Genomic DNA, 21,403 nt, shown 5'->3' with positions numbered 1-21,403 from the left:
GATCAGTGCTTCAAATGGTTCAGTTCCTCGACGGAAACCGTGTGGCGCCGGCGGAAGAGCGCGACGATGATGGCGAGGCCCACGGCGACCTCGGCCGCCGCAATGGTGAGGATGAAGAAGACGAAGACAGCCCCGTCCAGCGTGCCCTGGAACTTCGAGAAGGCCACGAGGGCGAGCGTCGAGGCGAGCAGCATGAGCTCGAGGCACATGTAGATCACCAGCGTGTTGCGGCGCAGCAGCACGCCGAGAAAGCCGAGGGCAAACAGCAGGGCGCTGACGGCCAGGTAGGTGTCGAGTCCGGCGGGGTTCACGAGGCGGCCTCCGTCGGTGAAGCGAGTTTTTTGCTGAGCACGATGACGCCGAGCATGGCGATGAGGAGCATGAAGCCCACGACCTGCACCGGCAGGAGGTAGGTGGTGAAGAGCAGCTCGGCGTAGTTCTTCATGGTCGGGACCGCCGGGGCGACCGCCTCGGCCTTGGGCGCATTTCTGCCCACCATGTGCGCCCCCACGAAGAGCAGCGCGCCGCCGAGGACCGCGCCGGCGATCGAGAACTTGCCGAAGGGCTTCTGCGTGCCCGGGGTGGTGTCGAGCAGCATGATGATGAAAAGAAACAGCGCGACGACCGCGCCCGCGTACACCAGCAACAGCACGAAGGCCAGCAGCGCGGCGTCCAGCAGCACGAAGAGCCCGGCCAGGCCCACCAGCGAGACGAGCAGGAACATGGCCGCGTTGACGGCGTTCTTGTTCAGCACGACGAGCAGGGCGCTGACGAGGGTCAGCAGCGAGAAAACGAGGAAGAGGAAGTTATCCATAGCTCAGTGTGCGTTGCCGTGCTCGGCGGCGTCCTTCTTCTTGTCCCACTTGAAATGCTGGTCGGGCAGCGTGCCCCCGAGCTCGTAGAGGCGGGCCTTGTCGTTGACCATCTCGGCGCGGGTGTAGCCGGTCATGGAAAACTGGTTCTGCAGGAAGATAGCCTCCTCGGGGCAGACTTCCTGGCACAGGCCGCAGTAGATGCAGCGCAGCATGTCGATGTCGAAGGCCTGCGGGGCCTTCTCGACGTGGGCGCGGTCCGGCTGGTCGGCGGGCACCTCGCCCGGCGTGATGCGGATGGCCTTCGGCGGGCAGACAAACTCGCAGAGCTGGCAGGAGACGCATTTCTCGCGGCCGTTCGGATCCTTGACCAGCGTCGGCACCCCGCGGTAGCCGGCCGGGATCGGCGGGCGCTGCTCCGGGTACTCCATCGTGACGTTCGGGGCGAAGAGGTGCTTCAACGTCACCCTCAGACCCGCGAGGATCTGCGGGATGTAGACGCGCTCGAGGAGCGTGAGGGGTTTGCGTTCGACGACGTAGGGCATGGACGAAATCAGTGGTCAGAGCTTGGGCTGCAGCAGCGCGATGAGGACCGCGTAGAAGATGAGGTTGCCGATGGCGAGGGGCAGGAGCTTCTGCCAGCCGAGCTTCATCACCTGGTCGTAGCGGAAGCGCGGAACCGTCCAGCGCACCCACATGAAGAGGAACATGAAGAACAGCACCTTCGCCAGGAAGATGCCGATCGAGAGCAGGCCGACGGCGAGCGGATGCTGGAAGAGCGGCGACAGGTGGGCGAGCCAGCCCACGACGCTGGCGAGCGGCACGAAGGGCAGCGGATTCCAGCCGCCGAGGAACAGGAGGGTGAACACGCCGGAGCCGATGAGCATGTGCGAGTACTCGGCCACGAAGAACAGGCCCCACTTCATCGCGCCATATTCCGTGTGGAAGCCGCCGACGAGGTCGGCCTCGCCCTCGGCCATGTCGAAGGGCAGGCGGTTCGTCTCGGCGAAGAGCGCCACGAGGAAGATGATCGCGGCCAAGGGCATCGTCATGATGAACCACGTGCCGTGCAGGCTCGCCATCGTCAGCCCCTGCCAGGTGCCGCTCTGGAACCCGACGACGTCGGTCAGGCTCAGCGTGCCGCTGCCGCCGGGGACATTGATCATCAGGAACACCGGGACGACGGCGAGCGTCATGGACAGCTCGTAGGAGATGAGCTGGGCCGAGGCGCGGATGCCGCCGAGGAAGGGGTACTTGGAATTCGAGGCCCAGCCGGCGAGGATAAGAGAGTAAACCCCCAGCGAACCGATGGCGAAGACGGCGAGTATGCCGACATCAAGGTTGGCGAGCACCAGCGGGATCATCCGGCCGGCCTCGTCGAAGTACGCGCCAAAGGGCACGACGGTGACGGTGGTGAGGGCGGGAATCATCGCCACGACCGGCGCGAGCAGGAAATAGAACTTGTTCACGTGGCCGGGCAGCGAGTCCTCCTTGAAGAACATCTTCGCGCCGTCGGCCATGAGGTGGAACACACCGAGGCGCTGCAGGAACGGGCCGATGACCGGGACCCACGCGAACCAGAACGGCATCGCGCGGTTCGGACCGGGGCGGCCCTGGATCGCGGCGGAGACCTTGCGCTCGACCAGCGAGCAGGCCCCGCCGATCGGGAACATGACGCCGATCACCGCGAGGCCCTTGATGACGCCTTGCAGGAGGGGGTGGAGATTATTCCAGAATTCGACGATGGCGGTCATGGGTGGTCAGGCCAAAAAGGCGTAGATCAGGTTGGCGCCGCCGAGCAGTACCAGCATCCGGCCGACGAGGTCCAGCTGGCGCCGGTTGGTGGAGTCCGTGGTCCGGCCAAGCGGATCCTGGGCCTGCAGGCGCCGTCTTTCCCGGGCAGCCAAGCCCAGGCAAAGCCCGCCGAGGAGCAGGAAAATCGTGGCGCTGACTGGAGCCATGGTGCGCATCAGGCGTTGGCGGCCGTGGGCACGGCGGCGGGTTTGAAGTGGAGGGTCTCGCCCTCGCAGAAGGGCAGGCCGGTCCAGGCGGTGGCGTCGAGTGGCTGGCCCAGAGCCGGCAACTTGGCGTAGGTGAGGCCGGCCAGCGGCTTCACCGTGGCGGCCAGGGCGTCCCACAGGAGCCCGAGTTCGAAGGGCAGGATACCGCCCCCGGCGGCGGCCACGAGCTCGGCCAGGGTGATGAGATCGTCGGAAACCCCGGCCGGACCGGGCACGGCGCGGGCGAACTTCTGCAGGCGGAACTGCTGGTTCACGAAGCTGCCGGACTTTTCAAACACCGTGAGAGTCGGAATGACCACCTGCGCGGCCGTGCTCGTCGGGTTCTGGTGCGTGCCGAGATAGATGACGGCAACCTTGGCGAGCTGCGCGGCGGTGAGGCCGGCGGCGGTCAGGTCCTCGCCGACGGAAACCACGGTCTTCACCTTGCCGGCATCGATGTCGGCGGCGAGGGCCGTGAGCTTTTGCGCCGGCAGGGCGGTGATGAGCCCGGTGACGAGCGCACCGCGGACATTCGGGTTGCGGTCGGAGGAGAGGAGGAGGCCATCCCCTGCCCCCACCCGGCTGACCAATGAGGCGGAAACCTGGAGCGCGTCGGCGAGCTTCTTCGTGAGAAACTGTTCCTCGACGCTGCTGCGGCCCGAGCCGACGACAGCGACGGCACCGGCCTTGAGGAGAGTGGCGGCGGCTTGCAGCGCCCGGTCGGCCGGGGCGGGCTGGCCGGCGATGGCCGGCGCGAGCAGGCGGTCGGCGGCCTTGACCTGCTTGTAGAGGGCGCGGCCGGAGTCGGTCATCCACGTGTCGTTCACCGCATCGTTGCGGCGTGGAGTGATGCGATAGATCACACCCTCACGGCTCCAGACCTCGGTGTTGGCGCCGACGGAGGACTCGGGGTCGATGGACGGCGTCTGCTTGAGGAACCAGACGCGCATCTTGAAGCGGAAATCCGTCGATGTGAGCGCGCCGACGGGGCAGATGTCCACCGTGTTGAGCGAGTAGTTGTTCGCGAGCTCCCGGCCCGGGTAGCAGGTGAGCGTGCTGTAGCTGCCGCGGTCGACGAAACCGAGGACGTCATCCTTCGCGATCTCCTTGGAGAAGCGGATGCAGCGGGAGCAGAGGATGCAGCGCTCGTCATCGAGCGTGACGCGCGGGCCGAGCACGGTGCGCTTGGGCTTCACGTTCTTCTGCTCGACAAAGCGGGAGTAGCCACGGCCGTAGGCGGTGGAGTGTTCCTGCAGCTTGCACTCGCCGGCCTGATCGCAGATCGGGCAGTCGAGCGGGTGGTTGATGAGCAGCATCTCCGTCACGCCCTCGCGGCAGTCCTTCACCAGCGGGGTGTTCGTGCGGATGTGCAGGCCGGGCGAAGCGTTCGTGCCGCAGCCGATCTGCGGGCGGGGGATCCAGTTCACCTTCTGCTTGCCGGTGGCCGGATCCATGATCGGGGCCTTGGTCGCGGGATCGACGGCCGGCATACCCATTTCGATGAGGCACATGCGGCAATTGCCGACGATGGAAAGCTTCGGATGGTAGCAGTAGTGCGGGATCTCGACCCCGACGAGCTTGGCGGCCTCGATCACGTTCGTGCCCTTCGGCACGGCGATGTCCTTGCCGTCAATGTTGACGGTCACGAGGTCGGCGGGTTTGGCGGGAGCGGTGGACATTGCGGAAATCAGATCAGGGGCGCGGCGGGCGCCGCCTTGGTTTTCTTGGCCTCGGGGTAGCCCTTGAACTCGTCGCCGAACTTGGCGAGGAAGCTCTGGGTCGGCCAGGAGCAGGCCTCGCCGAAGGCGCAGATGGTGCGGCCCGGGATCTGGTCGGCCACGGCCTTGAGCAGCGCGGCGTCCTCGGCGCGGGCGTCGCCGTGCACCATGCGCGACGTGATTTTCTTCATCCAGAGCGAGCCCTCGCGGCAGGGCGTGCACTGGCCGCAGCTCTCGTGTTGGTAGAAGGCGTTGATGTTGGCGAGCGCCTCGACCATGTTGACGGTGTCGTCCATCACGATGACGCCGCCGGAGCCGCCCATCGTGCCGATCATGCCGAGCGAATCGAAGTCCATCGGGACATCCTCGACGCCCCAGTCGTAGTCGACCATCTCCGCGCCGACCTTGCGCTTGCCCTTGTAACGTTCGCCGAAGCGCATGACCTTGGCGGACGAGCCGCCGGGGATCACGGCCTTGAAGGTCCGCCCGGGCAGTGGGCCGCCGCAGACATCGTTAAGGAGCTGGCCCATCGTGATCTTGCCGGCCTCGAACTCGTAATAACCGGGCCGCTGCACATGGCCGGAGACGCAGAAGATGCGCGTGCCGCTGTTGTTGGGCGTGCCGATCCGCGTATAGGCCTCGCCGCCCATGTCGGCGATGTGCTTCACATGGCAGAGCGTCTCGACGTTGTTCACGATCGTCGGGCACTGGTAGAGGCCGAGCACGGCCGGGAAATACGGGGGCTTGATGCGCGGGTTGGCGCGCTTGCCCTCGAGGGACTCGATCAGGCCGGTCTCCTCGCCGCAGATGTAGGCGCCGGCGCCGCGATGCACGAAGATGTCGCAGCTGTAGTTCGTCCCGAGGATGTTCTGGCCGACAAAATTCGCCGCGCGGGCCTCGGCGATGGCCTTCTCGAGGATGCGGGCGCCGTGCGGCATCTCGCCACGGATGTAGATGTAGGCCTGCTTCACGTTGTTCGCGAAACAGGAGATCATCGTGCCCTCGATCAGCTGGTGCGGATCCTGGTGCATGATGTACCGGTCCTTGAAGGTGCCGGGCTCGGACTCGTCGGCGTTGACGATGAGATAGATCGGTTTGCCGCTCTTGCGGTCCACGAGGGTCCATTTGACACCGCACGGAAAACCCGCGCCGCCGCGCCCACGCAGGCCGGACTTCTTGACCTCGTCGATCAGCTCCGCCGGGGGCCGGGCGAACGCCTTCTTCATGACCTCGTAGCCGCCATGCTTGAGGTAGCAGGCGAGATCGTTGGTGTAGCCGGGCTCGTCGATGTGAGCGAAGATCAGGCGGCGTTGTTGAGGGACGGACATGGGCGGAAAATCAGGATTTGTCGTCAATGACGAACTCGATGCCGCCGGTCCAGCGGGCGGCGAAGTTGTAGACCATGGCGAGAAGCACGCCGAACACGAAGCCGCCGACGGCGTGGATGAAGGGCATGAACAGGGCGCCCGCCCCGGCGAAGAGCCAGGGGATGCCGAGCAGCTTGGGGGCGTAGTTCAGGTCGGCCGCGGTGGCGGCGGCGCCGAGCGTGAGCAGCAGGACGGGCGCCACGATCATGCCGACAAACCCGTTGATCAGCCCCAGCACGAGGCCGAAGCGGACGGGGGGAACCTGCATGATGCGGAGCTTCTTCATCACTTCTTTTTCGCCTCCGTACGGATCTGCGCGCTGAGCGCCTTGACCTTGGCGGCGTCGACCTTCTCGTGCAGGTCGTCGTCGATCATCACGACCGGACCGGTGCCGCAACTGGCGAGGCACTCGACAAACTCGATGGTCACCTCGCCGTCGGCGGAAATCTCGCCACGGTGGCAGCCGAACTCCTGCTCGAACTGCTCGCATACCTTGTAGCCGCCGACGAGCGCGCAGGAGAGCGTACGACAGACCTTGATGTGCCGGCGGCCGATCGGCTTCTGCCGGAACATCGGGTAGAACGTCACGACCTCGTACACGTTGATCGGCTGCAGCTCGAGCTTGGCGGCGATCCACTCGATGGCCGCCGGCGAGATCCAGCCGGCGTCCTCCTGCACCAGGTGCAGGAGCGGGAGCGTGGCGCTGCGCTTCACCGGGTAATGGGTGATCACTTCGTCGATCTGCTTAAGCGTTTCAGGTTTGAGATTCATCGACGACAGGGATCAGCGGTCGCACTCGCCCATGACGAAGTCGAGCGAGCCGAGGATGGAGACGACGTCGGACACCATGTTGCCGACGCAGAGCTTGGGAAGGATGGAGAGGTTGCAGAACGAGGGGCTGCGGATCTTCATACGCCACGGCACGCCGCCGCCCTTGCTCACGATGTAGAAGCCGAGCACGCCCTTGGGATTCTCGGCCTCGAAGTAGACCTCGCCGGCCGGCATCTGCGGGCCCTCGGTCACGATCATGAAGTTGTTGATCAGCTCCTCCATCGACGTGAGAACCTTGTCCTTCGGCGGGGCGAAGATCCGGCGCGCATCCTTCGCGTACCAGTCGCCGGACGGGAACTTCGCGACAGCCTGCTTGATGATGCGGATGGACTGCTTCATCTCCTCGCCGCGGCAGAGGTAGCGGTCGTAACAGTCGCCCTTGGCGCCGACCGGCACCTCGAACTCATACTGCTCGTAGCCGGAATAGGGCCGGTCCTTGCGCAGGTCCGTGCCGACGCCGGAGCCGCGCAGGTTCGGGCCGGTGAGGCCGTAGCTGATGGCGTCCGCGCGGGAAATCACACCCACGCCCACCGTGCGGTCGATAAAGATCTTGTTGCGGGTCAGCAGGCCGAGGATCTCGTCGAGGATCGGCATGAACTGGTCGCAGAACTGGTCCACGCGGCCGGTCCAGCCCTCCGGGACGTCGCGGGAGAGGCCGCCGATACGGGTGTAGCTAGTGGTGAAGCGCGCGCCCGTCAGCTCCTCGAAGAGCCGGTAGAGTTTTTCGCGCTCCTCGAAGCAGTACATGAACACCGACCAGGCGCCGACATCGATGCCGTACGCGCCCAGGCCCATCAGGTGGGCGGAGACGCGGGCCATCTCGGCGGTGATCACGCGGATCGCCTGGCAGCGGGCCGGGACCTCGAGGCCGGCGAGGCGCTCGACCGCGATGGCGTAGGCCATGTTGTTGGCCAGGGGTGCGAGGTAGTCCAACCGGTCCGTGTAGGGCACGAACTGGTTATAAGTCATGTTTTCGGCGATCTTCTCGTCGCCGCGGTGCAGGTAGCCGACGACCGGGTCGGCCTTGGTCACCGTCTCGCCATCGAGCTCGAACTGGATCCGCAGCACGCCGTGGGTGGACGGGTGCGAGGGGCCCATCGAGAGGGACATCTTCTCGGGCTCGAACTCCTTCGGGAGGTTCGCTTGGGCGGCCTTGGCGGCCGCATCGGGAAAGGAAAAGTCGGTGGCCACGGTTATTCGGGTTTCTCTTTCTTTTCGTTCCACGCCTCATCCTTGGCGCGGGGTTCGGCCTCGCTCATGGGCTCGCCCGGGGTGGCGACGAAGGGGCCGCCGGCCATCGGGGCGGAGATCACGCCGACCTTGATCTCCTCGTTGATCTCGGCGTCGGACATCTCGGTGGGCAGGCCGGCGAGGGGGAACTCCTTGCGCAGTGGGAAATACGGGTAGCCGTCCCACATCAGGATGCGGCGCAGGTCGGGATGCCCGGTAAACTTGATGCCCAGCATGTCGTAGGTCTCACGCTCATGCCAGTCGGCCCCGGCCCACAGGCCCGTGGCGGTCGGCATTGCGGGGTCGGCGTCGGCCGGACAAGCGGCGGCGACGCGGACATAGCAGTGCTTGGTGCTCGAGTAGAGGTGCCAGACGACGGTGAAGCGGGGGGATTGCTCCGCGCTCCAGTCGACGGCGGTCAGGTCCATCAGGAAATCGTAGCCCTGGGCGTCGCGCAGGTACTGGAGCAGCGCGAGCGCCTCGGCGGCCGGGACATTGAATGCCGGGCAATCCAGGCTCGCCCGGGGCGTGGTCGAGGGAAACTGCTGGGCAACGGCGGTCGTGATGGCGACGTCGGTGGTCATGCACTCAGGAGCTTCGAGAAGGAACGCTCTTTCTTGACCTTGCCCTGGAGCTTCATGAGCGCGTCGAGCAGCGCCTCCGGGCGGGGCGGGCAGCCGCTGACGTAGACGTCCACCGGGATGATGCGGTCCACGCCCTGCAGGGTGGCGTAGCTGCGGTACATGCCGCCCGAGCTGGCGCAAGCGCCCATCGCGATCACCCACTTGGGGGAGGCCATCTGGTCGTAAATGCGACGCACCACCGGGGCCATCTTGTAGGTGACCGTCCCGGCCACGATCATGCAGTCGGCCTGGCGGGGGGAGAAACGCATGACCTCGGCCCCGAAGCGGGCGATGTCGAACCGGCTGGCGGCGACGGCCATCAGCTCGATGGCGCAGCAGGCCAGACCCATCGGCATGGGCCACATGGAGTTGGTGCGCACCCAATTGATCGCCGCATCGACCCGGGTGACCACAATGTCGCCCTCGATCTTGCTGTTATAAGTGAGTTCCGGATTGGCGGTGACCATGGAGGAAAAATTCAACCCACGCTACCGCCCCACCCCACCCCGGCAAGGAGGATTTGTTTACCGCCCCCCCATTATGAGGTGAAATTTTTCACTGAGTAATTTCCGTTGACCGGGGCGGAGGCTTTTCCCTTTATTCGACCCCTTCGACAGACAACGGAGAGGTGGCAGAGTGGTCGAATGCGCGCGCTTGGAAAGCGCGTGTACCGCAAGGTACCGGGGGTTCGAATCCCTCCCTCTCCGCCAGTCTGCGCCCGGCTGCCGCCGGGCCCGTGCCAGGCCCAGATCCGCCGCCAGACCGGGAACACATGGAATCATCAGCCCCACACGTGGAACTGCCTGAAAGGCATGCCCGGCACTGTACTGCACTCACGGGTTGCCAAAAGCTCACACCGCCGTAACCTCCGCCGTTCACGCCTCCGGCTGATGCAAGACCTCACCGACCTCTACCAGTCCGTCATTCTGGACCACAACCGCCGCCCGCGGAACCGCGGCAAACTGCCCACGGCCAATCGCGTCGCGCATGGCGAAAACCCTTCCTGCGGAGACCAATGCACCGTTTACCTGCGGCTCGACGGCGACCGGATCGGCGACATCTCCTTTGATGGCTCCGGCTGCGCCATCTCCCAGGCCAGCGCGTCGCTCATGACCCTCAACCTCAAGGGCAAGACCGCCCCGGAGGCCGAGGCCATTTACGCCGACGTGCATCACCTCGTCACCACCGGCAAGGTGGACGAAAACAACCTTTCCGACCTGGCGGCCCTCGCCGGCGTCCACCAGTTCCCCGCGCGGATCAAGTGCGCCACCCTCGGCTGGCACGCCGCCCTCAACGCCCTGAAGGGCGACCCGATCACCGCCACGACCGAGACGCACAAGGACTGACGAGCACGATGTCCGATCTCCCCCCTTCGAACTCCGATCTCCAGGCTGCGGCTTGGCGCAACGTCCGCGCCGACTTCCCCGTCCTCCACCAACAGGTCAACGGCAAGCCTCTCGTCTACCTCGACAACGGCGCCACCTCGCAGAAACCGCGCGCGGTGATCGACGCCCTGGTCCGCTATTACGAGCGCGACAACAGCAACGTCCACCGTGGCCTGCACACGCTTTCCATGCGGGCGACCGACGCCTACGAGGGCGCCCGCACCCGCCTCGCCCGGTTCATCAACGCCGCCGATCCCGCTGAAATTCTCTTCACCCGCGGCACCACCGAGAGCATCAACCTCGTCGCGCGTAGCTGGGGCCACGCGCACCTGAAACCCGGCGATGTCGTGCTCACCACCGAGTTCGAGCACCACTCCAACCTCGTGCCCTGGCAGCAGGCCGCCAAAGCCGCGGGTGCGACGCTCAAATACGTGCCCTTGCTCGGCGCCGATGGCGAGGGCGGACTGGACCTCGCCGCGCTCGACACCTTGCTCACGCCGCAAGTGAAGCTGTTCGCGTTCACCCATATCTCGAACACGCTCGGCACCATCAACCCGGTCGCCGAGCTCTGCCGCCGGGCCCGGGCCGTCGGTGCCGTGACCGTGATCGATGCGGCCCAGTCCATCGGCCACGTCCCTCTCGACGTACAGCAGATCGGCTGCGATTTCCTCGCCTTCTCCGGGCACAAAATGTGCGGCCCGACCGGCATCGGCGTCCTCTACGGCCGTCGCGCGCTGCTGGACAAGCTCGCCCCCGACGAGACCGGCGGCGGCATGGTCGTGCAGGTCACCTACGAGGGCGCCACCTGGAAACCCGCCCCCGAACGCTTCGAAGCCGGCACCCCCAACGTCGCCGACGCCATCGCCCTGGGCGCCGCCTGCGACTACCTCGACGCCCTCGGCCGCGAGCAGATCGCCGCGCACGACGACCGGCTGGTCCGCGTCGCGATGGAAAAACTCTCCGCCCTGCCCGGCATCCGCATCATCGGCCCCCGCGCCGGCGCCGAGCGCAGCGGGCTCGTCAGCTTCGCCTTCGAGGGGGTGCACGCGCATGACGTCGTGACCTTCGCCGACGAGGACGGCATCGCCCTGCGCGGCGGCCACCACTGCAACCAGCCCCTCATGCGCAAGCTTGGACTGACCAGCACGACCCGCGCGAGTTTCTATCTCTATAACACCGAGGCGGAGATCGACCGGCTCGTCGCCTCGCTCGCCCGCATCCAGAAGTTCTTCGCCGGCTGAGTGCTCGCCGGGCTTCAGCCGGGGTGTTGCGGCCGGTAGAAGCGCCGCTCGATCTCCCGGTGCACCAGGATCGCAACCAGGACGGGCAGGACCAGGTTGAGCGACAACTGCCAGGCGTAGCTGCGGCTGGCGAACGCGGTCAGCAGGCCCCAGTTGACCAGCAGGATCACGGGGGTGTGCATCGCATAAAGGGGATAGCTGATGTCGCCCGCCCCGCGCAGCAGACGCACGAGCGCGTGCCCGCGCTTGGCCTGATGCCGCTCCTCCCAGCTGATCAGCCAGACAATCCCGCCCATGCATAGGAGACCCCAGACGAGTTGCTTCAGCATGTTCAGGCCGAAAAAATGCGGCGTTTGCTGAAGGAGCAGAAAAAGCGCCCACCCCGCACCCAGCCACCAGCCGGGCACCCGCCAGTCTAGTTTTCGCCGCAGATGCGCCGCCAACGCCCCGAGATACCAGAACAGGGCCATGACCAGCACCCCGGAAAACAGCACGAAGGGATCCACGACATGCCGGAGGGCCAGCGCGAGGAATTGCAGCCCGACCGCGATCAGGGCCAGCAGCCACCAGCGGCCCGCGGCCGCCGCCAGGAAAAACAAGGGATACATCAGGTAGATCAGGATCTCGACCGCCACCGTCCCCAGCGTGTAGTTGCCGGCGAAGATCTCCTCCGGCCACAGGCCGGCCCAGCCGCCGAGACGCGCTGCCACCCCCGCCGGCGTCGCCGTCGCATGCAGTTGGAGCAGCGGATCCGCGGCCGGCCGCCACAGGTAGGCCAGCACGTAGACCAAACCGAGCAGCGCGCCGGCCCAATAAACGGGCATGATCCGCCGGGTGCGCCGGTGGAAATACCCCCGCCAGTCCACCGGTTGGCCCAGCCGCCGCTCGAAGGGACCATGGACACAAAAGCCGCTGAGCACGAAAAAACAGATCACCGCCGGGTGCTGCCCCCCGGTCGGCCACGCCAGCTGGATGAACGCCTGATAAACCAGCTCCAGCCCGCCATGGACCAAGGTACCCGCACTACCCACCGGCTGGAAGTCAGACCAGACAGCCCAGTGATTCAGGAAAACCGCCAGCGCACAGGCGCCCCGGAGCATATCCAGCGACCAGGCGCGGGGGGCGGAAGGGACGGGGGGCGGGCTCGACACGCGCCCAACACACACCGGAAGCACCCCGGGGGCAAGGCCCGCCGTGACGCTGAAACCGCCGATCCGGCAAGGGGTGGCCCGCGGTGAGCAAGATATGCGCAGCCGGACCGGGCCGGGTCGGGTACCCTTTGGACCTTATGGTGTCTCCACGCTACACCGTCCCGCCCACCGTCGAACCCGCCCTCGAGCTGGTTCGCAAATATAACGTACCCGGACCGCGCTACACGTCCTACCCGACGGCCCCGCAGTTTTCCGCCGACGTTGACCGTGCCGCCCTGCGCGCCGAGATCGCCCGCGACAACGCGGATCCCGCCCGGCCGCTGTCCCTTTATTTCCACCTGCCGTTCTGCGAGTCGCTCTGCTGGTATTGCGGTTGCAACACCGTGATCACGCGGCGCCGCTCGTCGGCCGGTGACTACGTCGACCTGCTCACCCGGGAGCTTGCGATCACGCAGCCGCTGCTGAATGCCCGGCGGCCCGTCACGCAACTCCACTTCGGGGGCGGCACGCCGACCTTCCTGCCTCCGGCCGAGATCGACCGGATGGGTCGCGCCATCCACTCGGTGTTCACCTTCGCGCCCGACGCCGAGATCTCCGTCGAGATCGACCCGCGCCGCCTGACCAAGGAACACGTCGAGGCCTACCGCCGCCTCGGCTGCAACCGGGCCTCACTCGGCGTGCAGGACACCAACCCGGAGGTCCAGCTCGCCATCCACCGCTGGCAGCCGCTCGACCAGACCGCGCAGGCCATCACCTGGCTGCGGGAAGCCGGTTACCAGTCCGTCAGCGTGGACCTCATCTACGGCCTGCCGCTGCAGACCCCCGAGACCTTCGCGCAAACCCTCACGGAGATCATCGCGCTGAATCCCGACCGCCTCGCCGTCTTCAGCTACGCCCACGTCCCGTGGATCAAGCCCGCCCAGAAGATCTTTGACGACCGCGGGCAGCTGCCGACCACCGAGGCCAAGCTCGCCATGCTCACCACCGCCACCCGCGCGCTCACCGCCGCCGGCTACGTGCACATCGGCATGGACCATTTTGCCCGCCCCGATGACGAGCTCGCCGTCGCCCACGAGGAGGGCTCCCTGTATCGCAACTTCCAGGGCTACACGACCCGCGCCGGCGCCTCGCTCTACGGCTTCGGCATGTCCTCAATCTCCCAGACCGACGGCTCCTTCCGCCAGAATCACAAGAACATCGAGGAATACGAGGCGGTGCTTAACCGCGGCGAACTCCCGGTGGAGCGCGGGTTCCTGCTCAGCGAGGACGATCGCAACCGCCGGGCCGTCGTCATGGACATCATGTGCCGCCGCCGCTTTGACTTCGTCGGTCTCGGCCAGCGCCTCGGGCTCGACGTCGCCCAGACCTACGCTGCGGAACTGGCCACGCTCACCGACCTGGAGGCCGACGGCCTGCTGCGGCGCGACGCCGGTGGATTTGACATCACCCCCCTGGGCGAACTCTTCCGGCGCGTCATCGCCATGCGGTTTGACGCCTACCTCGACCGCGGCCCGCGAAAATTCTCCAGCACCGTCTGACCTCGCGCCCTGTCATGCCCTATCGGATTGCCAAGACCCTGACCATTGAGAGCGGACACCTTTTGACCAAACATCGCGGCCGCTGCCGCTTTCCCCACGGGCACAGCCGCACGGTCGAGGTCGTGATCGCGGCCGACCAACTCGACGCGAACGACATGGTCTGCGACTTCAAGGCCCTGAAGCACGCGCTCAACGAATTCCTCGACCGCTGGGACCACGCCTTCTGCCTCAACACCGCCGACCCCCAGTTTGCCTTTTTCCAGCAGACCTACGCCGAACGTGTGATTCCCTTCGTCGCCACGGATCCTACCTCCGAGGTCATGGCCCGCACGATCTTCGACACGCTGCAGCGCACCCTGCAGGAACAGGCGCAGGATCCGACGCGCGAGTACCCGATTCCGACCGGCGTGCGCCTCGAGCGCGTCCGCGTCACGGAGACCGCCACGAGCTGGGCCGAGTATTCGGCCTGAGGCCGCCGACCCGGGTCAGGGGATTTTGAGCTGCATGCCCACCTTGAGGTCGCCCTCGTTGCGCATGACGTTGCGGTTGGCCGCGTAGATATCGCGCCACTTCGCGCGGTTGTTGTAATATTGCTGGGCCAGCTTGGAGAGCGTGTCGCCAGGTCGGACGACATGCTGGCGTGCCGCCGTCGCCGCGGGCGCGGGCGGGTTCGCAACGGACCGCGCGGGGGTCGCGGAGGTCGCGGCCGGCGGCGCCGGGGTCACCCGCGCAGGAGCCGGCGGCGCCGGGCGGGTCCGCACCGTGCGCAGCGTGTCCACCGAGAACGTGAAATCCTCGGCCGGCGCGACGACAGGCTCCGCCGGGCTGGGGACCTTGTCACCCTCTGGCAGCGTGACGCCCCGGCCGGCGCGGGCCTCGGCGAGTTGCAGCTTGAGCGCGTCGTTTTCCTCTTTCAGGCGGTCCAGCGTGGCGATGAGATCCACGCGCTGCACCTGGCGATCGAGCGGTTGCGCCGGAATGGTGCGGGCGAACTCGCGGATCGCGGCGTCGATGCGCTGGCGCACCAGCGGGGCCTGCGGGCTGTTGGGCCGCAGCGCGAGGTATTTGCGGAAATGGTAGATCGCGGAGAGCGGATCGTTGATGTGCTGGGCGTAGAGCAAACCGACTTCCAGGTGCGATTCCGGGGCGTCGTCGCGCCGCTTGTCGACCACCTTCAGGAAGGCGGTGAGCGCCTCCTGCCGCCGGCCGGCCTTCATCAGGGAAAGTCCCTCCCGGTAGTTCGGCTCATCCAGTTCGCTGGCGTAAGTCAGCCGGTCATTGTCCCCGCATCCCGCCAGCCCGAGCACCAGCAGGCCCGTCAGAACGGGCCACAGGTGACGAAAGGTCTTCAGGAGGCGTGGCACAAAGGGAAATGAATTGAACGCAGACAGCTGCGGGCTAGGTTTGTCACCGCCCCAACCCAACACAAGTTTTTGATGCCACTGGACGCCGCCACCCTCCTCGCCAAGGCCCGCACCTGTCTCGCCCTTGAACGGGCCGCGCTCACCGCCACCGCGCGGGGGCTCGATGAGGACTTTGTTAGCGTGGTTCGGGCCGTCGAGGCCACCGTGGACGCCGGCGGCAAGCTCATCCTGTCCGGCGTGGGCAAGAACGCCCCGATCGCCCAGAAGATCGCCGGCACGCTCAACAGCATCGGCGTGCCCTCGTGTTTTCTCGACGCGACCCAGGCGCTGCACGGCGACCTCGGCCTCTGCGCCGCGGGCGACCTGGCGATCCTGTTGAGCAACAGCGGGGCGACCCAGGAGATGCTCCGCCTGCTGCCCCTCTTCGAGCGGTTCGGCCTCAAGACCGTGGCGCTGACCGGCGCGCCCGCGAGCGAACTGGCCCGTAGCACCGACTATCGGCTGGTCTACCGGGCTCCGCGCGAGGCCTGCCCCCTCGCCCTCGCCCCGACCGCCAGCACGACCGCCGCCCTGGCCCTCGGCGACGCCCTCGCCATGGTCCTGCTGGAAAGCCGCGGACTCACCCGCGAGGATTTTGCCCGGTATCACCCGGCCGGCACCCTCGGCATGACCCTCCTGCTGCGCGTGAAGGACATCATGCGCACCGGCGCGGGCTGCCCCGTGCTGCCGGAAAAGAAGACCTCCGTACAGGGCGCCATCTTCGCCATGACCAAGGCCAAGGCCGGCGCCGTGGCCCTGGTGGATGCCAAGGGCCGGCTGACCGGTATTTTCACCGATGGGGACTTCCGCCGCAGCGCCCTGACCGGCGGCTCCGCTTTCCTCACCACGCCCGTCAGCGCGTTCATGACCAAGGGCGGCAAGACCGTGCCGGCGGGGGCGCTCGCGGTGGAGGCGCTGAAGATCTTCCAGCAGCTCAAGATTTCCGATCTGTTTGCCGTCGACGGCCAGGGCCGTCCGACCGGCTACATTGATGTGCAGGATCTGCCGAAGCTGAAGATCCTGTAGCGCGCTTTATAGGCGGCGACAGACCGCCAACTAAAGGCAAGGCGGTGTTGCGCCGGTCCGTCCCGGACCTACGATCAATGCATGCCTACGCCGCCGTTTGTCTATCAAGACCCCCTGCCCCTCGGCGCGGACGAAACCGAATACCGCCTGTTGTCCACGGACGGCATCTCGACCGCCACCTTCGAGGGCCGCGAAATCCTGAAGGTCGCCCCCGAGGCGCTGACCTACCTGGCCCGCGAGGCCTTTCACGACACGAGTTTCTACCTCCGCCCGAAGCACCTCGCGCAGGTGGCCGCCATCCTGCAGGACCCGGAGGCTTCGGCCAACGACAAGTACGTCGCCCTCACCCTGCTGAAGAACGCCGAGATCGCCGCCCGCGGCATCCTGCCCATGTGCCAGGACACCGGCACCGCCGCCATCACCGCCAAGAAGGGCCAGCAGGTCTGGACCGGTGGCAACGACGCCGCCGCGCTCTCCCAGGGCGTGTACGAGTGCTACACCAAGGAGAATCTCCGCTACTCGCAGGTCGCCCCGCTCGACATGTTCAAGGAGACCAACACCGCGACCAACCTCCCCGCGCAGATCGACCTGGCGGCCACCGAGGGCGCGAAATACGAGTTCCTGTTCGTCGCCAAGGGTGGCGGCTCGGCCAACAAGTTTTTCCTCTTCCAGGAGACCAAGGCGCTGCTCAACCCCAAGAGCCTCGCGAAATTCTTCGCCGACAAGATGCTCCTGCTCGGCACCTCGGCGTGCCCGCCCTACCACCTGGTCTTCGTGATCGGTGGCACCAGCGCCGAGATGTGCATGAAGACGGTGAAGCTGGCCACGACCAAGTACCTCGACGCCCTCCCAACCAGCGGCAACGAGCACGGCCGCGCCTTCCGCGACACCGCGCTCGAGGCCGAGGTGCTCAAGCTCACCCAGCAGGCCAAGGTCGGCGCCCAGTTCGGTGGCAAATATTTCGCCCTCGACGTCCGCATCATCCGCCTGCCCCGCCACGGCGCCAGTTGCCCGGTGGGCATGGGCGTCTCCTGCAGCGCCGACCGCAACATCAAGGGCAAGATCACCCGGGACGGCATCTTCCTCGAGAAGATGGAGACGGAACCCGGCCGCTTCATCCCGGCCGAGCTGCGGAAATTCAAGGACGACAATTTCGTCCGCATCGACCTCAACCGCCCGATGAAGGACATCCTGGCCGAGCTCTCCAAGCATCCGGTGACCACGCGGGTATCGTTGACCGGGCCGTTGATTGTGGCCCGCGATATCGCCCATGCGAAGCTCAAGGAACGCCTCGATGCCGGCCTGGGCCTGCCCGACTACTTCAAGAACCACCCGGTCTATTACGCCGGCCCGGCCAAGACCCCCACCGGTTATGCCTCGGGTTCGTTCGGCCCCACCACGGCCGGCCGCATGGACAGCTACGTCCCGCTCTTCCAAGCCGCAGGCGGCTCGATGGTCATGCTCGCCAAGGGCAACCGCAGCAAGGCCGTGACCGACTCCTGCAAGGCGAACGGCGGATTCTACCTGGGCAGCATCGGCGGCCCGGCGGCCATCCTCGCCCAGGAAAACATCAAGAAGGTCGAGGTGCTCGAGTACCCTGAACTCGGGATGGAGGCCGTCTGGCGCATCGAGGTGGAGGACTTCCCCGCATTCATCCTGGTGGATGACAAGGGGCACGACTTCTTCTTCGACAACTGCGGCATCTGCGTCGCGGAGAAGTAAGCATACCCGCGGGCGCAGCCCCCCACCCCCGGACCCAACAGGGAGCCACGGCGACCTCGCCGTGGTAGGTCCACGCCCGGAAACAAAAAAGCCCGCCGGGACGGCGGGCTTGGGTGGGTGAAAGGGAGCGATGGCTTAGAACTTCAGCGAGACCCGGTTGGCCCGCAGTCCGATGCGGCTGATGTCATCACCGAGGTCTTCGCCCAACCGACGGGCGATCCGCTCGCGGACCAAGGCGGGGGCGGAGGGCTCGGGGCTGAGGGCGCGTTCGGCGTAGCGGGCGATCAGCCGGTATTGGCCGGCGGATTCCCGGGAGCCGGTGTTCTCGAAATCACTCTGGGCCACCAGCACGGGCTCGCGCGCGGGGGTGCTCAGCCGGTTGCCGATGACGGCATTGATCATGTCCGGTTCAGACTGCTCCAAGCGGGCCAGATTGGCGGCGATCGAACGCGCGGAAGGGGAAATGTCACGGCGCTCGGACACCGGCGTCGGAGCAGGAACCTGTTCCGTTACCCGGGCGGAGGCGGTTAAAGCCGACGGGGCGACCTCGATCGGCTCCTCAAAACGACCGGAGGTTGAGGCTACCACCGTGGCGGGAAGCATCTCTACCGCCGGATCCGCCGCCTCGATGCGCGGGGCGGTGTTCTCAATCTCGACCACATGCAGGGGAGCGGTGTAACGAACCGTCACCAGGGAAAAAGCCACCACGGCGGCGGCGCCGGCGGGAACATAGACGCGGCGATTGAGCAGGACCGGGAGATCGTGCCACCAACGGCGCTTCTCCACCAAGGCCGTGAGCTGCTTCTGGCGCAGCTCGGTTTCAAAACGGTTCCAAAACTCGGCGGACGGGCGCTCGGCCCGCTTGAGGCGCAGCAACTCCTCAAGCGTAGGTTTTGAATTCTGGCGGGATTCGGACATGAGTGGGTTAGCTGCGGATGTATTTGCCCAGTTCTCCCTGGAGAAACTGCTTGGCGTAGTGGAGACGGGAACGGACGGTGCCTTCGGAACAACCCATGATTTCAGCTATGTCGGAATGACTGAGGCCATCGATTTCGTAGAGGGTAATCACAGTGCGATGGGGGATAGACAATTTTTGCATCCCTTCGTTCAATTTTTCCTGTAGCTCGTGCAGGTAGGTGTCGCGATCGGCACCTCGTTTATCCGTGAGTTGGTCAAGAACTTGGGCATTTCCACCCTCTTCATTGAGCTTTTCCAGGCTGAAAAAACTGCGCATCTTGTTCTTGCGCAAGTGACTTAAAGTGGTGTTGACCGCTATCTTGTAGAGCCACGTGAAGAACGAGCAATTACCCTGGAATCGATTGATCGCCTGAAAGGCCTTGATGAAAGAATCCTGGGTAAGATCAGCGGCATCCTCCCGGTTGGAGGTCATATTGTAAACGACCCCATAGACGCGCTCGCGGTATTTGACGATCAGCTTGTCGAAGGCCGAGACATCGCCCGCCTGCACTTGCCGGATCACAACCAGATCCGCATCCGCCTCGAGCTGGCGCTCGGGGGTGGTGATGGCCGTCTTGGTGAAGACGCGGGTCAGGTTCATCGCGCGGAGGGACAGGTTAGAGCCGGGAAAGAGCCAAGCAAACGCAATTTATCGTGAAATCGGGGCGGAGGGCAGCCCCGCGACCTGTTGTTGCAGGATCCCGGCCAGCTGGCTCATCAAAGGCACCGCCGGAAGGCTCGCATGGGGTGCCAGGGCAGCCAGAGCGGTGGCCAGCTCGTCATCAATCGTCTGCTTGACGGCGGCCGCGATTCCCAGCTCGTGCATGCGCTGCTTGCTGGCGGCCAAACCCGGGGTGCCGCCTTCGCGCAACGACTTGATGATGGCCGCGCGTTCGTCTGCCGGCACCCGCTCCAGCAACAGCATCAACGGCAAGGTAAGCTTGCCCGTGGCCAGGTCGGTCCCGAGCGTTTTCCCGATCTTCTTCTCCTCCCCGAGAAAATCCGCCAGATCATCATAGATCTGGTAGGCGATGCCGAGATGGTGCCCAAAACGGTCCGCGGCCTCCGCAAAGCCGGTCGCCTGCGCGGAGAGCGAGGCCCCGAGGTAGCAGGAGACCCGGAACAGTTCCGCGGTCTTCAAGTCGATCATCCGGCGGTACTCGGCCAGGCTGACATTGAGGTCGCGGCGGCGGAGGGTCTGCATGATCTCGCCCGAGCAGACGCGCCGCGTGGAGGCCGAGACCAGGCGGCAGACCTCGGTCGTGGGAAATTGCGAGGCGATGTGCAGGGCCTGGGAAAAAAGTGCGTCGCCCAGCAACACGGCGGCATCCGGCCCGAACTGGCGTGACGCGGTCGGGCGGCTGCGCCGCAGTTCCGCGCGGTCCATGATGTCGTCGTGGACCAGGGTGGCGAGATGGACCATTTCCACCACGCCGGCGGCACGCACCAGTGCTTCATCCACGACCCCCTCGCCGCTCCAGCCGCTGATGAAGACCAGCGTCGGGCGCAGGCGTTTGCCGGAGGTATCCAGACAGTAGGCGGCCATGTCGCGGATCTCCGGCTCAAATTGCTCAGCCTGCTGGTGCATGAACCGGTCAAGGGCGGCCAGATGGGGCGCAACCCGCCCAAAGGGGTCCCCGATGGCGCGGGAGGCATCAGACCGGATAGCGGGAACGGCGGGGTGACTCATCGTCAGGCACCCTAGGCAGGATGCGGTTCAAGGCTAACAAATAGTGCAGGCAGTCTTGCCATTGCTGGCGATGATCACATTCCGTAATTCCCATGGGACAGGACAATCCGCTGGTGTTGTTGGTGATGCTCGCCGGCGCCGGCTATCTCGGCAAGCTCTGGCGCGACGACCTGCGCGCCGCCGGGGCGGGCCGGCCCAATCCCCGCGCCTTTCCCGGGGCCGAGCCGGCGGGCCGGCCGGTGATGATTCTGGCGGTCGTCGGCACGCTGCTGCTGCTGGGGCTGGAAACCGGCGGGGAGCTGGCCCTGGGGCTCACCGGGCAACAATCCCAGATGACCGTGCTCTTCGGCCTCTACACCCTCGCGGCGGCCTTTCTCGAGGAGATCATTTTCCGTGGCTACCTGGTGGTCATGGACCGCGGGCGCGCATACCTGCTCGCCGGCATCGGTCTCGCCTCAATCCTGTTTGCGCTGTTGCACCCGTTCCTGTGGGCCTGGCGCGACGGCGCGCTGCATTTCGATTTCACGGCCAAGGCCTGGTTCAGCACCGGGGCGATCTTTGTCGGCTCGCTCTGGTTCTACGCCCTGCGCTTCCTGCCGCTCAATCCGCGGGCCTCGCTGGCTCCCTGCATCGCCGCCCATGTGACGAAAAACCTCGGGGTGTTCGCCATCAAGTATGCGCAGGGCTTTGTGAGCGGCTGGTGGTGAAG

24 protein-coding genes and 1 tRNA gene are annotated in these 21,403 nt (G+C 66.0%); 8 read left to right on the top strand and 17 right to left on the bottom strand.

What is annotated here, in order from left to right; genetic code table 11:
• Positions 1-2: 2 nt before the first annotated feature.
• Genes nuoK through nuoB form a run of 12 tightly spaced genes read right to left on the bottom strand, consistent with a single transcriptional unit; the run spans position 3 to position 9,048 of the window.
• Complete coding sequence (gene nuoK / locus Verru16B_RS08490; protein ID WP_069961880.1) at positions 3-311, bottom strand: NADH-quinone oxidoreductase subunit NuoK; 309 nt, start codon at positions 309-311, stop codon at positions 3-5.
• Positions 308-814, bottom strand: a complete 507-nt coding sequence (locus tag Verru16B_RS08485; RefSeq protein ID WP_069961879.1) for an NADH-quinone oxidoreductase subunit J family protein — start codon at positions 812-814, stop codon at positions 308-310. The genes nuoK and Verru16B_RS08485 overlap by 4 nt, the downstream gene beginning before the upstream one ends.
• Positions 815-817: 3 nt before the next feature.
• Positions 818-1,357 carry a NuoI/complex I 23 kDa subunit family protein gene (locus Verru16B_RS08480; protein WP_069961878.1) on the bottom strand — a complete coding sequence of 180 codons (540 nt, stop codon included), beginning with the start codon at positions 1,355-1,357 and terminating at the stop codon, positions 818-820.
• 15 nt (positions 1,358-1,372) lie between these two features.
• Positions 1,373-2,566, bottom strand: a complete 1,194-nt coding sequence (locus tag Verru16B_RS08475; protein WP_069961877.1) for a complex I subunit 1/NuoH family protein — start codon at positions 2,564-2,566, stop codon at positions 1,373-1,375.
• Positions 2,567-2,572: 6 nt separating this feature from the next.
• Positions 2,573-2,773, bottom strand: coding sequence for a hypothetical protein (locus Verru16B_RS08470; RefSeq protein ID WP_157772350.1), 201 nt, complete (start codon positions 2,771-2,773; stop codon positions 2,573-2,575).
• Positions 2,774-2,781: 8 nt separating this feature from the next.
• A complete protein-coding gene (locus tag Verru16B_RS08465) occupies positions 2,782-4,491 on the bottom strand; it encodes an NADH-quinone oxidoreductase subunit G (RefSeq protein WP_069961875.1) in 1,710 nt (569 codons plus the stop codon).
• A gap of 8 nt (positions 4,492-4,499) precedes the next feature.
• Positions 4,500-5,858 (bottom strand): NADH-quinone oxidoreductase subunit NuoF, encoded by a 1,359-nt coding sequence (nuoF, locus tag Verru16B_RS08460; RefSeq protein WP_069961874.1) that lies wholly within the window; start codon positions 5,856-5,858, stop codon positions 4,500-4,502.
• Between the two features lie 10 nt (positions 5,859-5,868).
• Complete coding sequence (locus Verru16B_RS08455) at positions 5,869-6,183, bottom strand: hypothetical protein (protein ID WP_069961873.1); 315 nt, start codon at positions 6,181-6,183, stop codon at positions 5,869-5,871.
• Positions 6,183-6,668 (bottom strand): NADH-quinone oxidoreductase subunit NuoE family protein, encoded by a 486-nt coding sequence (locus tag Verru16B_RS08450; RefSeq protein WP_069961872.1) that lies wholly within the window; start codon positions 6,666-6,668, stop codon positions 6,183-6,185. The genes Verru16B_RS08455 and Verru16B_RS08450 overlap by 1 nt, the downstream gene beginning before the upstream one ends.
• A 12-nt stretch (positions 6,669-6,680) precedes the next feature.
• On the bottom strand, positions 6,681-7,919 hold the full coding sequence (gene nuoD, locus Verru16B_RS08445; RefSeq protein WP_069961871.1) for an NADH dehydrogenase (quinone) subunit D: 1,239 nt from the start codon (positions 7,917-7,919) through the stop codon (positions 6,681-6,683).
• A 2-nt stretch (positions 7,920-7,921) separates the two neighbouring features.
• Positions 7,922-8,542: an NADH-quinone oxidoreductase subunit C gene (locus Verru16B_RS08440; RefSeq protein ID WP_069961870.1), complete on the bottom strand. Its 621-nt coding sequence runs from the start codon at positions 8,540-8,542 to the stop codon at positions 7,922-7,924.
• Positions 8,539-9,048 carry an NADH-quinone oxidoreductase subunit NuoB gene (gene nuoB / locus Verru16B_RS08435; protein WP_069961869.1) on the bottom strand — a complete coding sequence of 170 codons (510 nt, stop codon included), beginning with the start codon at positions 9,046-9,048 and terminating at the stop codon, positions 8,539-8,541. The genes Verru16B_RS08440 and nuoB overlap by 4 nt, the downstream gene beginning before the upstream one ends.
• A 155-nt stretch (positions 9,049-9,203) precedes the next feature.
• Between nuoB and Verru16B_RS08430 the strand changes: the two genes are divergently transcribed.
• The 3 genes from Verru16B_RS08430 to Verru16B_RS08420 all read left to right on the top strand — a co-directional run bounded on the left by Verru16B_RS08430 (position 9,204) and on the right by Verru16B_RS08420 (position 11,207).
• A tRNA-Ser gene (locus Verru16B_RS08430) sits at positions 9,204-9,291 on the top strand.
• A gap of 180 nt (positions 9,292-9,471) precedes the next feature.
• Positions 9,472-9,927 (top strand): Fe-S cluster assembly sulfur transfer protein SufU, encoded by a 456-nt coding sequence (gene sufU / locus Verru16B_RS08425; RefSeq protein WP_069961868.1) that lies wholly within the window; start codon positions 9,472-9,474, stop codon positions 9,925-9,927.
• Positions 9,928-9,935: 8 nt separating this feature from the next.
• Positions 9,936-11,207 carry an aminotransferase class V-fold PLP-dependent enzyme gene (locus tag Verru16B_RS08420; protein ID WP_069961867.1) on the top strand — a complete coding sequence of 424 codons (1,272 nt, stop codon included), beginning with the start codon at positions 9,936-9,938 and terminating at the stop codon, positions 11,205-11,207.
• Between the two features lie 14 nt (positions 11,208-11,221).
• Here the strand turns inward: Verru16B_RS08420 and Verru16B_RS08415 are convergent, their stop codons facing one another.
• Positions 11,222-12,358, bottom strand: a complete 1,137-nt coding sequence (locus Verru16B_RS08415) for an acyltransferase family protein (RefSeq protein WP_157772348.1) — start codon at positions 12,356-12,358, stop codon at positions 11,222-11,224.
• A gap of 137 nt (positions 12,359-12,495) precedes the next feature.
• Between Verru16B_RS08415 and hemN the strand changes: the two genes are divergently transcribed.
• Together hemN and Verru16B_RS08405 are read left to right on the top strand one after the other, a co-directional pair.
• Positions 12,496-13,896 carry an oxygen-independent coproporphyrinogen III oxidase gene (hemN, locus tag Verru16B_RS08410; RefSeq protein WP_069961865.1) on the top strand — a complete coding sequence of 467 codons (1,401 nt, stop codon included), beginning with the start codon at positions 12,496-12,498 and terminating at the stop codon, positions 13,894-13,896.
• Positions 13,897-13,910: 14 nt separating this feature from the next.
• Positions 13,911-14,366 (top strand): 6-pyruvoyl trahydropterin synthase family protein, encoded by a 456-nt coding sequence (locus Verru16B_RS08405; RefSeq protein WP_069961864.1) that lies wholly within the window; start codon positions 13,911-13,913, stop codon positions 14,364-14,366.
• A 15-nt stretch (positions 14,367-14,381) separates the two neighbouring features.
• Here the strand turns inward: Verru16B_RS08405 and Verru16B_RS08400 are convergent, their stop codons facing one another.
• Entirely contained in the window at positions 14,382-15,260 is an 879-nt protein-coding gene (locus Verru16B_RS08400; protein WP_083270212.1) for a Cell division protein CpoB, read from the bottom strand.
• 72 nt (positions 15,261-15,332) lie between these two features.
• Here Verru16B_RS08400 and Verru16B_RS08395 point away from each other — a divergent pair, with 72 nt between their 5' ends.
• A complete protein-coding gene (locus Verru16B_RS08395) occupies positions 15,333-16,325 on the top strand; it encodes a KpsF/GutQ family sugar-phosphate isomerase (protein ID WP_069961863.1) in 993 nt (330 codons plus the stop codon).
• A gap of 81 nt (positions 16,326-16,406) precedes the next feature.
• A complete protein-coding gene (locus tag Verru16B_RS08390; RefSeq protein WP_069961862.1) occupies positions 16,407-18,047 on the top strand; it encodes a fumarate hydratase in 1,641 nt (546 codons plus the stop codon).
• 135 nt (positions 18,048-18,182) lie between these two features.
• Here Verru16B_RS08390 and Verru16B_RS08385 read toward each other — a convergent pair whose 3' ends face one another.
• From Verru16B_RS08385 to Verru16B_RS08375, 3 genes are read right to left on the bottom strand one after another with little or no spacing between them, the layout of a single operon-like run.
• A complete protein-coding gene (locus Verru16B_RS08385) occupies positions 18,183-18,965 on the bottom strand; it encodes a hypothetical protein (protein WP_069961861.1) in 783 nt (260 codons plus the stop codon).
• Positions 18,966-18,972: 7 nt separating this feature from the next.
• A complete protein-coding gene (locus Verru16B_RS08380; RefSeq protein ID WP_069961860.1) occupies positions 18,973-19,605 on the bottom strand; it encodes a sigma-70 family RNA polymerase sigma factor in 633 nt (210 codons plus the stop codon).
• A gap of 48 nt (positions 19,606-19,653) precedes the next feature.
• Complete coding sequence (locus Verru16B_RS08375; protein WP_237023491.1) at positions 19,654-20,592, bottom strand: polyprenyl synthetase family protein; 939 nt, start codon at positions 20,590-20,592, stop codon at positions 19,654-19,656.
• A gap of 194 nt (positions 20,593-20,786) precedes the next feature.
• Here Verru16B_RS08375 and Verru16B_RS08370 point away from each other — a divergent pair, with 194 nt between their 5' ends.
• Complete coding sequence (locus Verru16B_RS08370) at positions 20,787-21,401, top strand: CPBP family intramembrane glutamic endopeptidase (protein ID WP_069961858.1); 615 nt, start codon at positions 20,787-20,789, stop codon at positions 21,399-21,401.
• The last annotated feature ends 2 nt before the right edge of the window (positions 21,402-21,403 follow it).

It is taken from the genome of Lacunisphaera limnophila (assembly GCF_001746835.1).
Classification (GTDB): Bacteria; Verrucomicrobiota; Verrucomicrobiia; order Opitutales; family Opitutaceae; genus Lacunisphaera; species Lacunisphaera limnophila.
The sequence above is the reverse complement of the archived record's forward strand: the minus strand, read 5'-3'. Positions and strand labels throughout refer to the sequence as shown.

Bases quoted from the DNA above. Each gene is read 5' to 3' on its own strand.
- Verru16B_RS08485 (WP_069961879.1), bottom strand. From the start codon at position 814: ATGGATAACTTCCTCTTCCTCGTTTTCTCGCTGCTGACCCTCGTCAGC.
- Verru16B_RS08480 (WP_069961878.1), bottom strand. From the start codon at position 1,357: ATGCCCTACGTCGTCGAACGCAAACCCCTCACGCTCCTCGAGCGCGTC.
- Verru16B_RS08475 (WP_069961877.1), bottom strand. From the start codon at position 2,566: ATGACCGCCATCGTCGAATTCTGGAATAATCTCCACCCCCTCCTGCAA.
- Verru16B_RS08470 (WP_157772350.1), bottom strand. From the start codon at position 2,773: ATGGCTCCAGTCAGCGCCACGATTTTCCTGCTCCTCGGCGGGCTTTGC.
- Verru16B_RS08465 (WP_069961875.1), bottom strand. From the start codon at position 4,491: ATGTCCACCGCTCCCGCCAAACCCGCCGACCTCGTGACCGTCAACATT.
- nuoF (WP_069961874.1), bottom strand. From the start codon at position 5,858: ATGTCCGTCCCTCAACAACGCCGCCTGATCTTCGCTCACATCGACGAG.
- Verru16B_RS08455 (WP_069961873.1), bottom strand. From the start codon at position 6,183: ATGAAGAAGCTCCGCATCATGCAGGTTCCCCCCGTCCGCTTCGGCCTC.
- Verru16B_RS08450 (WP_069961872.1), bottom strand. From the start codon at position 6,668: ATGAATCTCAAACCTGAAACGCTTAAGCAGATCGACGAAGTGATCACC.
- Verru16B_RS08440 (WP_069961870.1), bottom strand. From the start codon at position 8,542: ATGACCACCGACGTCGCCATCACGACCGCCGTTGCCCAGCAGTTTCCC.
- nuoB (WP_069961869.1), bottom strand. From the start codon at position 9,048: ATGGTCACCGCCAATCCGGAACTCACTTATAACAGCAAGATCGAGGGC.
- sufU (WP_069961868.1), top strand. From the start codon at position 9,472: ATGCAAGACCTCACCGACCTCTACCAGTCCGTCATTCTGGACCACAAC.
- Verru16B_RS08420 (WP_069961867.1), top strand. From the start codon at position 9,936: ATGTCCGATCTCCCCCCTTCGAACTCCGATCTCCAGGCTGCGGCTTGG.
- hemN (WP_069961865.1), top strand. From the start codon at position 12,496: ATGGTGTCTCCACGCTACACCGTCCCGCCCACCGTCGAACCCGCCCTC.
- Verru16B_RS08405 (WP_069961864.1), top strand. From the start codon at position 13,911: ATGCCCTATCGGATTGCCAAGACCCTGACCATTGAGAGCGGACACCTT.
- Verru16B_RS08395 (WP_069961863.1), top strand. From the start codon at position 15,333: ATGCCACTGGACGCCGCCACCCTCCTCGCCAAGGCCCGCACCTGTCTC.
- Verru16B_RS08390 (WP_069961862.1), top strand. From the start codon at position 16,407: ATGCCTACGCCGCCGTTTGTCTATCAAGACCCCCTGCCCCTCGGCGCG.
- Verru16B_RS08385 (WP_069961861.1), bottom strand. From the start codon at position 18,965: ATGTCCGAATCCCGCCAGAATTCAAAACCTACGCTTGAGGAGTTGCTG.
- Verru16B_RS08380 (WP_069961860.1), bottom strand. From the start codon at position 19,605: ATGAACCTGACCCGCGTCTTCACCAAGACGGCCATCACCACCCCCGAG.
- Verru16B_RS08375 (WP_237023491.1), bottom strand. From the start codon at position 20,592: ATGCACCAGCAGGCTGAGCAATTTGAGCCGGAGATCCGCGACATGGCC.
- Verru16B_RS08370 (WP_069961858.1), top strand. From the start codon at position 20,787: ATGGGACAGGACAATCCGCTGGTGTTGTTGGTGATGCTCGCCGGCGCC.